The sequence below is a fragment of the Desulfovibrio faecalis genome, from assembly GCF_053570625.1.
Map to the genome: position 1 here is coordinate 2,429,808 of NZ_JBRBQR010000001.1, position 14,239 is coordinate 2,444,046.

Here is a 14,239-nt window from a genome sequence, read left to right on the forward strand (position 1 = left end):
GCTCTCCTTGTTCTTAAAGCAAAATTGATGGAAAAAATGTATTTGACCGCTAGTCCCACTTGGGGGTGTGCGGGAATTTTCTACGCAATTCATTGAGCAGCTCGGCGCTCACGCCTTCGCCTTCCTTGCGGCCGCAGCGGGGGCAGGCGCCGTTGATCACACCCACATAGCCGCAGACAGGGTCGCGATCCAGGGGATGGTTGATGGAGCCGTAGCCAACGCCATTATCGTGCATAAAACGGATGATGCTCTCAAAGGCCTCAAGGTTCTTGCAGGTATCGCCATCCAGTTCCACATAGGTGATGTGCCCCGCATTGGTCAGCGCGTGGTATGGAGCCTCGATCTGTATTTTTTTAAAGGCCTTGATAGGGCAGTACACCGGCACGTGGAACGAATTGGTGTAGTAATCCCTGTCAGTGATGCCGGGGATGCTGCCGAACTTTTCCTTGTCGAGGTTGACAAAGCGCCCGCTCAGGCTTTCCGCCGGGGTGGCTATGAGTGAAAAGTTGAGTCCTGTCTTTTCAGCTTCGTCATCGCACCGTTTGCGCAGATGCGTAACAATCTCGATGCCAAGCTTCTGGGCATCCTCGCTTTCGCCGTGGTGCTGACCCACAAGAGCCTTGAGCGTTTCGGCAAGGCCGATAAAGCCCACGGTCAGTGTGCCGTGCTTGAGCACTTCTTCAATGCTGTCGTCCCAACCCAGTTTGTCGGAATCAAGCCAGATGCCCTCGCCCATGAGGAAGGGATAGTTGCGCACCTTCTTGGCGCTCTGGATCTTGAGCCGATGCAGCAGCTGGCGGAACACCAGATCAATCTTGTCGTCCAGCAGAGCGTAAAAACGGCTGATGTCACCGCGCGCATCCAGCCCCAGCCGGGGAAGGTTGATGGACGTAAAGCTCAGATTGCCGCGACCGCACGTGACCTGCCTGTCCTTGTCGTACACGTTGCCAAGTACGCGTGTGCGGCAGCCCATGTAGGCAACTTCCGTATTATAGTCGCCCGGGCGGTAGTACTGAAGGTTGTACGGCGCATCAAGAAAGCTGAAATTGGGGAAAAGCCGCATGGCGGAAACATCCATGGCCTGCTTGAAAAGGTCGTAGTTGGGATCTTCAGGATTATAGTTGACCCCGGACTTCACCTTGAATATCTGCACGGGGAAAATGGAGGTTTCCCCGTTGCCAAGCCCGGCCTTGGTGGCGCGCAGCAGGTTTTTGACAACCATGCGCCCCTCGGCAGAAATATCCGTGCCATAGTTGATGGAGCTGAAAGGCACCTGTGCGCCTGCACGCGAATTCATGGTGTTCAGGTTATGGATCAGGGCTTCCATGGCCTGGTAAGTGCGGCGCTCGGTGTATTTGAGGGCTTCGCCGGCAGCGTAGGCATGCGCGCGCGTCACAAGCTCGCGCCGGGCCTCGGGGACAGCCGCCACAAGGGCCTCTCCAAAGGCATCGCAGGTGCCAAGGCGCGGGCCTTCTGGCAACAGGGCGATGGTTTCTCTGGCTGCGTCAATGGCTGCCTGCTCTTCCAGATTCTGGGCAATGCGCAAAAAGGCGGCAAAGGCGCGCTCATATTCCTTGCGGTAGGTTTTGATAACGCCTTCGGCCATGGCAAAGTCAAAATGCGGCACACTCTGGCCGCCGTGCATTTCATTCTGGTTGGCCTGAATGGCAATGCAGGCAAGGGCCGAATAGCTCTCAATGGAATTGGGCTCGCGCAAATGCCCGTGCCCCGTGGAAAAACCATTTTTAAACAAGGGGATAAGATCAATCTGGCAGCACGTTTCCGTGAGCATGTAAAAATCTTTGTCGTGAATGTGGATATCGCCGTTAAGGTGCGCGGCAGAGGCATCCTTGGGCAGAATGTAGTTGTCGATGAAGAATTTTGAGCCTTCGGAACCATACTTGAGCATGGTGCCCATGGCCGTATCGCCATCGATATTGGCATTCTCGCGCTTGATGTCTTCCTGAAGGGCCGGGGAATACGTAAGTTTTTTATAGATATCCATGAGATACGATTCCGCATTACGGATTTTCGTATGCTCGGCCCGGTACAGGATGTAAGCCTTGGCGCTCTTGGCGTAGTCGTACTGAATCAGGGTTTCTTCAACAACATCCTGAATTTCTTCCACATGCTTGAGGCTGCGCGACTCCAGCTTTTTGCACACCTTTTCGGTGACAAACAGCAGGTCAGTGGGGGACATGTCTTCACCGCCAACGGCCTGATTGGCCTTGGTGATGGCATTGAGAATCTTGACCGAATCAAAAGGCACTTCCGTGCCGTCGCGCTTAATAATGCTGGCGAGCATGAACTTCGCTCCAAACGTGTGGGCTATGAACAAAAAGGCCGCCCGAATAAAACGGGCGGAGAGGCCATCAATGGCCTTTTCTGACGGTTCATCTGCAAAAGCCCGTTGCAGATGCTCCACTTTCTTAGAACGGTTGAAAGCAGGTCTTCCGGCTTGCCTGCCGCTTTTCGGCCTTCCCGGTTTTATCCAGTGGCACCCGTGGAAAAGCGGTGTTAAACAGGCTCACGGCGGCGGGTCCGCTCCCGATTTTCACGGGAATTCCCTATTAAGCTCCATGGCGCTTTCAATGTCTAGAAAATCTCAAAAGAATTGCACCCTGTCAATAAATGCACGCAAAAAAGCTCTCCTAGTGCCGTAGTAACACTACGAATTCACTATTGAATTTTCTTGCCTGCCCAATTTTTCACTACATCTAGGCCGCAAAACAGTGAGGGCGTGAACAAAAATGTTCGCCCTGGCTAGAGCCGGATCAGGCAACCTGACCCGCAACATGTGTGGCTTTGATTGGCGCTGCTGAAACATTTCGCCATGAATTCAGGCATCATGCCCACATGACGCTGCCGCCCAGGCCCCGGCACTGCGACCGCAGCCGATACCTGGCGAGCTTTCCTCGGAAAGCAGTTCCCGTAACGCAGGCAAGAACTTACTCTACCCACGCCGGGTTTTCAAGACGGCCTCGCCCACGTAAGAGGACTTACCTCGGGCTTGACATTTTTATTTGCCCGCCCCTTGCCGAACATATCGTTTATAAAAACTTTTTTTGTACACGCAAACAGGGATTGAGCATTCCGTAACAGCCAATAAACACAAGGGGCCGCATCGGCCCAACTCCGCTCCCACCGCCATTATGCAGGGAAGCGCAATCGTGTATCCGATGCGGCCCATCAATAAAACCGAAACACCGCCTACGGCAGCAGGATCATGTTGTAGAGGTTTTTGTCGTCCAGATACTTCTGCGCCACAGCCTGAATATCCGCAGGGGTCAGCTTGGCCGCCTTGTCGATGAGCGACTTGCTGAAATCCCGGGGCAGGCCCAGCACGGCGTCTGTGGCTGCCACGCCCGCGCGGGAATCAAGGCTTTGCTTGTCGCGGTAGTATTCACCAAGCAGACGGTTAGCCCCGGCCTCAAGCAATTCCGCAGGCAAGGGTTTTGCCTTGATATCGGCAATAATCTTGGCAAAGCCTTCACGCGCCTGCGCCACCTTGTCGGGCGTGGTGCCAATGTAAAAAGCCATCATGCCAGCCTGAGGCATGGCGCGATAAAAGGCCGTGACCGTGTACCCGAGGCCCTGCTCGTCGCGCATCTGGCTGAACAGCAGGCCGCTCTGGCCGGAAAGCACAGACTGCAAAAGCATGAGCGCCGGGGCGTCCGGGCTGGTGTAAGGCACAGCCTTGAACATCTGGAGCACGTGGGCCTGATTGCGCCCCGGCAGATGCAGATCAAGGTTGCGGGCATCACCCCATGAGGGGGCGGGCAAGGAGAAATCCTTGTTGCCTGGCGTGGGCAATGTGCGGGCAAAGGCCAGCACGGCCTCTCGGTCAAAATCGCCAGCAACGGCCAGCACCCAGGGCTGTACGAGTTGCTTGTCCCAGAACGAGCGTACATCCTTGGGAGTGAACTTGGAAAGGTTCGCTTCCGTCCCCAGACTATCGTAGCCGTAGGGCTGACCGCCGGGGAAGATGAAGGGATTCACGCGTGAGAACAGAAAGGAGGTAGGCCTGTCGGCCCGCTGGCGGATGGCTGCCTTCATGTTTTCCGCTTCACGCTTGATTTCCTTGGCTTCAAAGCGGGGCTTGCCCAGCACCTCGCCCAGCATGGAGAAATAATCGGCATTGAATCGGGCCGGGCCGGTCAGGGACACGGTAAAGGTTTGCAGGCCCGCCTTGGCGGAGAGAGAAGCCGCGCGGTCGGCGAAATAGCGTTCCATGGCCTGGGCGTCCAGTTTGCCGCTGCCATCGCCAAGGGTACTGGCCGTCAGTTCTGCCAGCCCTTGCTGGTCGGGCTTCAGCAGGGCGTTGCCGCCGGGCAGCATGAGATCAACCGCCACATAGGGCACTGTGGCATCAGGGATAAGAATGACGGTGCGCCCCTGCCCCAGGTCGACCACTTCCTGCTGCCCCGCCGTGGACGAAGCCTTTTGCGCGGTTTTGGCAGCGGCACTGCCGGGCCAGTTCTTTTGCAGCACGGCTTCCAGATCGGATAGCTTGGCATTTTCAGGCGCGAGCACACGCACCCGCGCCCTGCTGGGGTCAAGCCAAAGGTCAATGGCCTGCTGTACCTGCGGCTGCGAAACATTGCGCTGGGTGAAGCGCAGGTTCTGTTCCGCCACATCGCCGCCCAGCTCAAACTGGACGCTGCCCAGCCAGGAGGCCAGACCGTTGAGCGTTTCCGCCGAGCGATCCATGCTGTCTTCAAGGTTGTAGCGGGCGCGCTTGAGGGCCTCGGGTTTGAAGTCTGCGGCCTTGAGATTGGCAAGGTCTGTGGTCAGCCCCTGCCAAAAGGCCTCCAGCTTTTCCGGAGCCATATTGGCTGTAATGTACAGCATGCCCGCGCGCTCAAGGCTCATATTGCCAACGCTGATGCTGTCCACAAGCTGCTTTTCATACTCATATTTGCGGCTCAGCAACGAAGTTCCGTCGCCGCCAAGCAGGTAGCTCAGCACGTCCAGATCCACAGAGCGTAGATCGCGCAGGGCTGGCGCAGGAAAGGCCATGCCCAGATAGACCTTGTTCCAGGGGCCGCGCACCACTTCAACGCGCTGACCGCCGGGAGCCGCGAGCAAATCAACTTGCGGCGGCGTAACGAAATCGTTGGTGTTGGCCATGCCGCCAAAAAGTTCCTGCGCGTGTTGCAGCACCGTCTGCGGGTCAATATCGCCCGCCACCAGCAGCATCATATTCTGCGGCTGATACCAGCGCTGCACATAGGCGCGCAGGTCGTCGGCGGTAATGGCGCGCACGGTTTCCTTAAAGCCGATGATGGGCCGACCGTAGGGGGTGTTTTGGAGTGTGGACACCTGCAGGCTTTCAAACAGCCTGCTCATGGGCGAATCCTGATCGCGCTCAAGCTCGGAAATCACCACTTCTTTTTCCGACTCTAGTTCCTTGGGGTCCAGAGCGGCCTGAAAGGCCATTTCTTTCACCACGTCCATGCCCATGCGCCAGTGGGCAGCGGGCATGTCCGTCATGTACCATGTCTTGTCAAAGCTGGTGGCCGCGTTGAGGTAGCCGCCAAGGGCTTCCACATCACGCGCCACCTGGCCCTTGGGCCGGTGCTCTGTACCTTTGAAGACCATGTGCTCCAGCAGATGGCTGATGCCCGCCTGCTTGGCGTCCTCATTGGCCGAACCGGTGCGCACGTAAAGACGCGTTGCCACCAGAGGGAAGCGGCTGTCCTTGATGATATACACGGAAAGCCCGTTGGGCAGTTTGGTCAGGGTTCGCTGTTCGCCCGGTGCGGCAGAGGCCGCGCCAGCCAGCAAGGCCAGCAGGAGGGGCAATAACAGAAGTATGCGTTGCATGTTTGCTCCTTATGGATTTGCAGTCGCAAGAAGGCAGAGGCAAAGGCAGTAACCGCCCTGCTCCCCGGACTGTTTTTAACCAACCTGAATACTAATACCCCCAGCACGGGGTGGCAAGGCGTAGTCTTTTCCCCCCCCGGCGGCCCGACGGTATAATGTTGCGCCCTGCTGAATTTCCGAAGCTTTCAGCAACAAAAAACCGGCAATCGTACGACTGCCGGTTTGAGCGCTGACCAGATCAACGCGGTCTGAAATCAGGAGCAGGTCTAGCCGCCGAGGTAGGCGTCCTTGACCTTGGGGTTTTCGAGCAGTTCGCGCCCCGGGCCTTCAAGTACCACCCTGCCAACTTCAAGAATATAGGCATAGTGCGCCACAGAAAGCGCCGCAAAGGCGTTCTGCTCCACCAGCAGGACGGTTTTACCCTCTTCGTTGATGCGCTTGACGATGTCGAAAATCTCGCGCACCAGCAGCGGAGCAAGCCCCAGTGAAGGTTCGTCCAGCATGAGCAGATCAGGACGGCTCATGAGCGCGCGGCCCACGGCCAGCATCTGCTGCTCGCCGCCGGAGAGCGTACCGCCTTTCTGCCAGAGCCGTTCCTTGAGCCGGGGAAACAAGCTGTAAACCCACTCGATATCATGGGCTATTTCTGCCTTGTCGCTGCGCGAATACGCGCCAAGGTGCAGGTTTTCCTCCACCGTCAGATGGGGCAGGATACGCCGCCCTTCCGGCGAAAGAGAAATGCCCTTGCGCACCATGTCTTCGGGCTTGAGGCCCATGAGCGAAGCCGGAGCGTCGCCCTCGTGCCGGGTCAGCAGGATGTCGCCGCTGATGGTTTTGTTCAGGCCGGCAATGGAGCGGATGATACTGCTCTTGCCCGCGCCGTTGGCCCCGATAAGCGTCACAATACTGCCGCGCGGGATATTCAGGCTTACGCCCTGAACGGCCTGAATGCCGCCGTAGCGCACATGGAGATTACGAATTTCAAGCATGATGCACCCTGTCCATATGTCGGTCTGCGCCGGAAGAGCTTTCCGGGCATGTCTATCTGCTGCGTATGGCCGTTTGCTCCTGCACAGAAGCGGCAAACAGCGCCTTTGCAAGCCGCAACGGGCAGCAGGAGCAAGGCTCCGCCGCCCTTGCCACGGCTAAATGACTTTTTCCAGCGTGGCGTCCTCACCCAGATAGGCGCGGATGACCACGGGGTTGTTGCGGATGGATTCCGGCTCGCCCTCGGCGATCAAGGCACCGTATTCCATAACCCAGATGTACTGGCACACGCCCATGACGACCTTCATGTCATGCTCGATCAGCAGAATGGTGAGGTCGAATTCGTCACGGATATGACCGATAAAATGCATGAGATCCAGGCTTTCCTGCGGATTCATGCCCGCTGCAGGCTCATCAAGCAGCAACAGTTTGGGTTCGGTGGCCAGAGCGCGGGCTATCTCAAGCCTGCGCTGCGCGCCGTAAGGCAGGCTGCCTGCCTGATCGTTGAGGTTGCCGCTCAGGCTCACCCGGTCGGCAAGCTGCTTGCTTTTTTCCACAATGGCCGCTTCTTCCTTATAAAAAGCGGGGATGCCCAGAGGGGCCATCCACCAGGGGCAGCGGCGGCGCACATGACAGCCGACCATGATGTTTTCAAGCACGGTCATCTGCTGCGACAGACGAATGTTCTGGAAAGTGCGGGCCATGCCCATGCGGCAGATTTCCGAGGGGCCAAGGCCCTTCACGCTCTTGCCGTCAAAAACCACGTCGCCTTCCTGCGGGGTATAAAAACCGCTCAGAACGTTGAATGCGGTGGTTTTGCCCGCGCCGTTGGGGCCGATAATGCCCGCAATGGCGCCCTTGGGCAGTGCGATGGAAAGATCGCTCACGGCGGTCACGCCGCCAAAACGCATGGTCACGTCCTTGGCCAGCAGCAGTGCGCCCTCGTAATGGGGAGCTTTGGGCAGATTAAAACCGCTCATGCCTTGCCCCTCCTGAAGAACGCACCCATTGATTTCCAGGTCAGCTCACGGGTACCCATGATGCCCTCGCGCCGATAAAGAATAATGGCCAGCAGCACCAGCGAAAACACCACCATACGCATGCCGGGGATGCCGGGGATTTCGATAAAGCCCAGATCCATGGGTTCTTCAATGGCGCGCAGCCATTCAAGCAGGATGGTGATGACCGTGGCGCCGAGCAGGCTGCCCGTCAACGAGCCAAGACCGCCAGCCACAACGAACATGAGTACGTTGAATGTCAGCAGAAAGTTGAACATCTTTGGGTCGATGGTGGAAAGATGGGAGCCAAGCAGCGCCCCGCCCACACCGGCAAAAAACGCGCCCACGCAGAACGAAAGCACCTTGTAACGGAACACGTTGATGCCCATGACCCTGGCGGCAATTTCGTTATCGCGTATACAGCGCATCACGTTTCCGTAATTGCTGAATATGAGCCGCGAAAGCACTATGAGCGTAAAGAGCATCCAGATATAGCACGAAAGCAGACTGGCATGACCTGGAATGCCCTTGATGCCCAGCGAGCCGTTGGTAATGGAGGTAGCGTTGACGATCAGGACGCGGATGATTTCTGCAAAGCCAAGGGTGGCAATGCCGAGGTAGTCATCGCCAAGCCGCAGCACTGGCACGGCGATGATAAAGGCAAAGATGGTGGCCACCAGCCCGCCAGCCAGCGCAGAAACCCAGAAAGGCGTGAACAGGTCGGAGAAAGGCCAGATGATGGGTTCAAGAATCCACATCATTTCTTTTTGCTCGGGGCTCAGGATGCACAGGGCCGAAACATACGCCCCGATGGCGATAAACCCTGCATGCCCCAGCGAAAAGAGGCCGGTAAATCCGTAAATGAGGTTGAGCGAAAGCGCCAAAATGGCGTTGATGAAAATGAGTTTGGCGATATAAATCTGGTAGTCGCCGAGAAAGCTTTCTGCCTGGGAGAGCACAAGGCCAAACAGCAGCATGACCATGATGCTCAGAATGGTGCTTCTGTTCAGGCGCATTAGATTTTCTCCTCCATTCGCTCACCCAGCAGCCCTGTGGGCTTGAACAGCAGCACGAGCACCAGCAGCACAAAGGCGAAGGCGTCGCGGTACCCCGAAAGCTCAGGCATGAAGGCCACGGTCATGATTTCAACAAAGCCAAGGGCAACGCCACCGATAACAGCGCCCTGAATGGAGCCGATGCCGCCGAATACCGCAGCAATAAAGGCCTTGAGGCCAGGCATGATGCCCATGTAGGGGTGCACCTGCGGATAGCGCAAGGCCCACATTATGCCCGAGGCCGCCGCCAGCGCAGAGCCAATGCCAAACGTGAGGGCGATGATGTTGTCCACCCGCACGCCCAAAAGGCGTGTGGTTTCAATATCTTTTGAAATGGCGCGCATGGCGAGGCCGGGCTTGGTGCGGTACACCACATACAAAAGCACGGCCACAAGCACAATGGTCATGATCGGCACAAAGGCGGTGAGCGGCAGAATGCGTAACCCGCCAATCTGCCATTCAGAAACCAGCCATTCGGGCTGCAACACAGGGCGGGGCTGGCCGGTAAAGACCACCACGGCGAGGCTTTCAATAAAGAATGACACGGCAATGGCGCTGATAAGCGCCGAAATACGCGGGGCATCGCGCAAGGGTCTGTAGGCTATCCTTTCTACAAGGATGCCGAGCACGCTGGCGCCAAGAACGGCGACAACAGCGGCTACGCCCCAGGGCCAGCCAAAGGCGAACGTGCCAAAAAATACAAAGTACGCGCCGATCATCAGGATATCGCCGTGGGCAAAGTTGATCAGGCGCAGGATGCCGTAAACCATGGTGTAGCCGATGGCAATCAGCGCATACAGCGACCCAAGGGTCAGGGCGTTAAAGCAGTGCTGCAAAAACATATCAAGGCTCATGGGCCACCTCAGCGCCTCGCAACGGACAAAAGGCCACACTTGGCCCTTCCGCTCGAACAGCGGCAAAAAAATGAAAAAAGCACCCCGCAGCGAATATCGCTGCGGGGTTGATCTGTTGTTTACTTATTTGGGTGTAACTTCGCCCACGTAAACGCGCTTGCCATCTTTGTATTCGATGATGCCCACGGGCATTTCTGCGTCATGGGTCTTGTTGATGCTCAACAGGCCCAGTGCGGTGGGCAGATCCTTGGTCTCAGCCAGAGCCTTGGCAATGGCCTTGGGATCAGAAGAGTTGGCGCGCTTGATGGCGTCAAGAATCAGGAAATAGGTGTTGTAGCCAAGAGCGCCGTTAACGTTGGTTTCCTTGTCAGGATAGGCGGTCTTCCAGGCTTCGGTGAAGCGCTTGGCTTCGGCGCTCATGTTGGGCATGGCGGGGTCGTAGGGGAAGGTGGTGTGCAGGAAGCCTTCCGCAGCCTTGCCGCCCAGCTTGAGGGTGTCGGGGTTGTCCATGGCGTCAGCGCCCATGAGGCGGAACTTGGCGCCCAGTTCGCGGGCCTGCTTCATGATGATGGCGCCTTCGGCAAAGTAGGCGGGCATGAAGACGATGTCAGGCTTTTTGGCAATAAGTTCGGTCAGCTGGGCGGTGAAGTCCTGATCGCCGGAGCTGTACTTGAGGGTAGCCACGATTTCGCCGCCGAGCTTCTTGAAATCGCGGGTAAAGAAGCTGGAGAGGCCCACGGCGTAGTCGCTGGTCATGTCCATGAGCACGGCGGCCTTGCGGAAGCCGAGGGTTTCATAGGCATAGGTAGCGGCGGCAGCGCCCTGATAAGGATCAATGAAGCAGGCGCGGAAGTAGTACTTCTTGCCCTGGGTCACAAGGGGGTTGGTGCAGGAGGTGCCCACGCCGGGAACAGCGGCCTTTTCAGCCACTTCTGCGCCGGCCATGGCCAGCGAGGAACCATAGGTGCCGATAAGGGCCACGACTTTGTCGCGTTCCACAAGGCGCTTCACGGCGTTTGCCGCTTCGACCTTGTCAGACTTGTTGTCAACCACCACCAGTTCAACGGGGCGGTCAAGAACCTTGGGCATTTCCTTATGGGCGAGACGCACGCCCTCAAGTTCGAGCTGGCCGCCAAAGGCATTCTGCCCGGTCAGGGGAAGGTACACGCCGATTTTGATGGGACCGGCATCAGCGGCAAGCGCCTGGCCAGCAACGCCGAAGGTCAGCGCCAGACCAGCCAGCGCGGCAAGAAATTTACCCAGTTTCATCCTAACCCTCCAAAGGTTGTGCGTTCAGAGCGGCCTGTTCACTTATGGGCCGGTCGCTCCCTACTATACCCGAGTTGCCGCCGGGCTGCAATTGTAATTAGCCGTACTTACGGCAACTCATAGACAACACGCGGCATAACGCGCAAAAAGGCGCGCGTCCGGCCTTGAGAACCTGTCCCACTCTGCCGTGAGGGCAAGACCGGGAACAATGGCCCTGACCACCGGGATATCAAAATCCTTGCGGGTCAGATCCACATAGAGAGGACTTCTGCCGTGCGCTGACAGCACCGACTCTAACAGGCGGCGGTTGGCGCGGGGGGAGGGCAGGCTGTAATCCGGCAAATCCTCTAACACACGAACGGGCAATCCCGCTAGTCCCGAAGCTGAGGGGCATGGCGGCTTGTTTTGTGCAGTTGAATAGGGCCACGGGGTTTCAGTGAGCGCCGCCAGGGCGGCCCGCGCGCCGCAAAGGTTGGCTCCTGTGGCCCGTGCGACGGTACCGTCACGCCCGGTGACAAAACACTGGTACACAGGCAGGCCAAGCTCCGTGGTCAGATCCTGAAACTGTACTCGAATGCCGCAGGCTGCGTAATCGTCAAGCAGCGACTGAATGAGCTGATCACGGCTGCGCAGCATAAAACAGCGCGTGCGGCTGTAAGGAGTTGTGGCCTCGGCGTCGCGCTCGGCAATTTCCGTTAGGGCGGCAACCACAGCTTCATCCATAATATTGCCAGATGCAAGACCGGTGGAGCCGCCAGCAATAAACAAAGACTGCTCGTCCAGATTGCAAAACAGAAAAACCGCCTGCGCAGGCACAAGAACGGTCGCGCCAGATGCGTCCGAGGCCGGGAGCCAGTGCAGGGGGGCATCAGCGTATGGAGCTTCCAGAGGCAGCAGATTGGGGTCGAGCGCCACTCTGCCCTGCTCCGCCAGCTCGGAAAAACGCGCAAGCGTCAGAGGCAGTTCTGTTTTGCGGCCAAGGATTGTTCCGGCATGGACGGCAGTGCCGTCCCCCGGCCCAACACTCACATAGGTGCTGGCGCGTTCCACAATTTCCATGGCGTAGGATGCGCGGGCCGCTGCCAGGGACAGGCCGCGCCCGTAGGCTGTTGCCTTGCCCTGTAAGGTATGGCGCACGGAACCACTGGTTACGGCAATATCCACCTGCCAGCCGCGCAGCAGTGCAATGGGCGAAAGCGAAGCCTCATGGCGCATTTCCGGGCCATCCACAACACCGTTTTCCATAAGCGCGTCCACGGCGCGCAGGTATGTTTCCTGCGCCGGAGGCCGCTGCCAGGGTTCCCATGCTTTGGCCTTGAATTTTTCGTGCTGCCGGGCCAGAGCGTCTGCATGCGCAGCCATGCGCCGAGCTGTGGCATCAAGCACTTCCGCGCTGAACAGGGGGGCTATGCCTGCCTCGTCCGGGCGCGGCAGGGAATGATGCTCGCAGATATTGGCGCGGAACAGGGCGCTCCAGGCAGCGGCAATGCCATGGTCAGGCAGTGTTGCAGCCCGCAGATACACAGCGGGGCTGTAAGAAGCCAGACGCTCTGCGGCATCAGGCGGAAAGGACGAGCAAAAGCCTTGGCCCTTGCCGGGCGATTCCGCGCCGAGCAATGCGCACTCAGCCAGCAGGGCCGCCAGCACAGGACGGGTAAACTCGTTGCTGACCGCGTCATAACAACTGGCAGCCAGAAGGTTCAGCTCATCGTGCGCCTTGCCTGCGAGCAACTTTAGCAGATGCAGGTGCAGAAAGTCGTCCATCGGCGCAACTTCAAGCCGTTCCAGCGCACGGTCAAAATCCAGATCTTCAGGCGGAACACAGGAAAAATAGCCGGTTGTGGCCTGCGTCTGCTCATGGGTGTAGGCATAGTCCAGCATCGGCAACACATCAGATGCGGAAGAAAAATTTGAAGTATTCTCGTTTTCCATAACACCACCACAGATGTGGCACTCCGCAGAGCAGCCGGGGTTGGAGCAAGAGCGCCCAGGCATTCCTACAAAACTGCTCGGGAACTCCGCCAAAAAAAAAGCGGGCCGACATGCGACCCGCTCAAAGACAAAAAGGAAGCCCTCCCATAGAGAGGGCTTCCATAAAGGCATATTAACGCTTGGAGTACTGGTACCGGGCGCGGGCAGCGCGCAGGCCGTACTTTTTACGTTCTTTCTTGCGGGCATCGCGGGTAAGGAAGCCAGCTTTCTTGAGCATGGGGCGCAGGGCCGGGTCAACCAGAAGCAGCGCACGGGAAATACCGTGGCGCACGGCTTCGGCCTGACCGGTAACGCCGCCACCGGCAACGTTCACGCGGATGTCAAACTTGTCGGACAGCTTGGCAAGAACCAGGGGCTGACGGATGATCATCTGCAGGGTCTTGCGAGGAAAATAATCCTCAAAGTTGCGGCCGTTCACCGTGATGCCGCCGGAACCGGCGTAGATGCGGGTACGGGCCGTAGCGGTCTTGCGGCGGCCAGTGCCGTATTCAAATTTCTCGCTCATGGCTCTTTACTCCTTAATGCGGCAGCGTCAGCGGCTGGGGATTCTGGGCCGTATGCGGATGTTCGGTCCCGGCGTAGATCTTCAGTTTCTTCAGCATGGCGCGGCCCAGACGATTCTTGGGCAGCATGCCGCGCACCGCAGCGGTCAGCACGCGGGCGGGCTTGTCGGCCAGCATGTCGCCGAGTTGGGTGGTCTTGAGGCCGCCCACCCAGCCAGAGTGCCGGTAGTACTTTTTGTCAGTCATCTTTTTACCGGTAACTTTAATCTTTTCGCAGTTAACAACCACGATAAAGTCACCGTTATCCATATGGGGAGCGAATTCGGGCTTATGTTTGCCGCGCAGGCGGTGGGCTATCTGGCTGGCCAGACGACCGAGCACCTGATCCTGAGCGTCAACCACGAACCATTCACGGTTGATGTCTTTGGGGGTGGGGCTGAACGTCTTCATCGGAGTGACTCCTCACATCTGCAAATATCAGCGGCCATAACGGCAGCAAAAAGATCCATTGCGCGATGTGCCGTCGAACGGGGATGACGACAATATCGCAGTAAAGGCAGCCTCAATACTATAAACGCCAATAGCTGTCAAGCATTCGTCCCCATTGGGGACGAAAAACTGACTACTTTGGCGGTACACCGCAGCACCAGACCTCGCAGGTTGCAGGCGCAACCGCTCATCTCAATCGGGGCGCAACCCCACATGCCCTTGGCATATGCGGCTTTTTCCCGGCAACAGCGTTGAAGCTCTTGAGC

10 protein-coding genes and 1 riboswitch are annotated in these 14,239 nt (G+C 57.9%); all 10 genes read right to left on the reverse strand.

Annotated elements, in window-relative coordinates; genetic code table 11:
* Positions 1 to 49: 49 nt before the first annotated feature.
* Complete coding sequence (locus ACUZ79_RS10670) at positions 50 to 2,305, reverse strand: anaerobic ribonucleoside triphosphate reductase (RefSeq protein WP_449251575.1); 2,256 nt, start codon at positions 2,303 to 2,305, stop codon at positions 50 to 52.
* Positions 2,306 to 2,426: 121 nt separating this feature from the next.
* Positions 2,427 to 2,605, reverse strand: a riboswitch (cobalamin riboswitch).
* A 605-nt stretch (positions 2,606 to 3,210) separates the two neighbouring features.
* Positions 3,211 to 5,826 carry a M16 family metallopeptidase gene (locus ACUZ79_RS10675; RefSeq protein ID WP_449251576.1) on the reverse strand — a complete coding sequence of 872 codons (2,616 nt, stop codon included), beginning with the start codon at positions 5,824 to 5,826 and terminating at the stop codon, positions 3,211 to 3,213.
* A gap of 266 nt (positions 5,827 to 6,092) precedes the next feature.
* Positions 6,093 to 6,815: an ABC transporter ATP-binding protein gene (locus ACUZ79_RS10680; RefSeq protein WP_192111566.1), complete on the reverse strand. Its 723-nt coding sequence runs from the start codon at positions 6,813 to 6,815 to the stop codon at positions 6,093 to 6,095.
* Between the two features lie 156 nt (positions 6,816 to 6,971).
* Positions 6,972 to 7,793 carry an ABC transporter ATP-binding protein gene (locus tag ACUZ79_RS10685; RefSeq protein ID WP_449251577.1) on the reverse strand — a complete coding sequence of 274 codons (822 nt, stop codon included), beginning with the start codon at positions 7,791 to 7,793 and terminating at the stop codon, positions 6,972 to 6,974.
* Positions 7,790 to 8,827 (reverse strand): branched-chain amino acid ABC transporter permease, encoded by a 1,038-nt coding sequence (locus ACUZ79_RS10690; RefSeq protein WP_240825561.1) that lies wholly within the window; start codon positions 8,825 to 8,827, stop codon positions 7,790 to 7,792. Before ACUZ79_RS10690 ends, ACUZ79_RS10685 begins: the two co-directional genes overlap by 4 nt.
* A complete protein-coding gene (locus ACUZ79_RS10695; protein ID WP_240825560.1) occupies positions 8,827 to 9,720 on the reverse strand; it encodes a branched-chain amino acid ABC transporter permease in 894 nt (297 codons plus the stop codon). Before ACUZ79_RS10695 ends, ACUZ79_RS10690 begins: the two co-directional genes overlap by 1 nt.
* A gap of 123 nt (positions 9,721 to 9,843) precedes the next feature.
* Positions 9,844 to 10,989: an ABC transporter substrate-binding protein gene (locus ACUZ79_RS10700; RefSeq protein ID WP_240825558.1), complete on the reverse strand. Its 1,146-nt coding sequence runs from the start codon at positions 10,987 to 10,989 to the stop codon at positions 9,844 to 9,846.
* 117 nt (positions 10,990 to 11,106) lie between these two features.
* On the reverse strand, positions 11,107 to 12,921 hold the full coding sequence (locus ACUZ79_RS10705; RefSeq protein ID WP_449251579.1) for a YcaO-like family protein: 1,815 nt from the start codon (positions 12,919 to 12,921) through the stop codon (positions 11,107 to 11,109).
* Positions 12,922 to 13,093: 172 nt separating this feature from the next.
* Positions 13,094 to 13,486, reverse strand: a complete 393-nt coding sequence (gene rpsI / locus ACUZ79_RS10710) for a 30S ribosomal protein S9 (protein WP_192111562.1) — start codon at positions 13,484 to 13,486, stop codon at positions 13,094 to 13,096.
* 13 nt (positions 13,487 to 13,499) lie between these two features.
* Positions 13,500 to 13,934, reverse strand: a complete 435-nt coding sequence (rplM, locus tag ACUZ79_RS10715; RefSeq protein WP_192111561.1) for a 50S ribosomal protein L13 — start codon at positions 13,932 to 13,934, stop codon at positions 13,500 to 13,502.
* Positions 13,935 to 14,239 lie beyond the last annotated feature (305 nt).

What these genes read in the sequence shown, in the direction of transcription:
- rpsI (WP_192111562.1), bottom strand. Translation starts at nt 13,486, where the DNA reads ATGAGCGAGAAATTTGAATACGGCACTGGCCGCCGCAAGACCGCTACG.
- rplM (WP_192111561.1), bottom strand. Translation starts at nt 13,934, where the DNA reads ATGAAGACGTTCAGCCCCACCCCCAAAGACATCAACCGTGAATGGTTC.
- ACUZ79_RS10675 (WP_449251576.1), bottom strand. Translation starts at nt 5,826, where the DNA reads ATGCAACGCATACTTCTGTTATTGCCCCTCCTGCTGGCCTTGCTGGCT.
- ACUZ79_RS10670 (WP_449251575.1), bottom strand. Translation starts at nt 2,305, where the DNA reads ATGCTCGCCAGCATTATTAAGCGCGACGGCACGGAAGTGCCTTTTGAT.
- ACUZ79_RS10705 (WP_449251579.1), bottom strand. Translation starts at nt 12,921, where the DNA reads ATGGAAAACGAGAATACTTCAAATTTTTCTTCCGCATCTGATGTGTTG.
- ACUZ79_RS10695 (WP_240825560.1), bottom strand. Translation starts at nt 9,720, where the DNA reads ATGAGCCTTGATATGTTTTTGCAGCACTGCTTTAACGCCCTGACCCTT.
- ACUZ79_RS10680 (WP_192111566.1), bottom strand. Translation starts at nt 6,815, where the DNA reads ATGCTTGAAATTCGTAATCTCCATGTGCGCTACGGCGGCATTCAGGCC.
- ACUZ79_RS10690 (WP_240825561.1), bottom strand. Translation starts at nt 8,827, where the DNA reads ATGCGCCTGAACAGAAGCACCATTCTGAGCATCATGGTCATGCTGCTG.
- ACUZ79_RS10685 (WP_449251577.1), bottom strand. Translation starts at nt 7,793, where the DNA reads ATGAGCGGTTTTAATCTGCCCAAAGCTCCCCATTACGAGGGCGCACTG.
- ACUZ79_RS10700 (WP_240825558.1), bottom strand. Translation starts at nt 10,989, where the DNA reads ATGAAACTGGGTAAATTTCTTGCCGCGCTGGCTGGTCTGGCGCTGACC.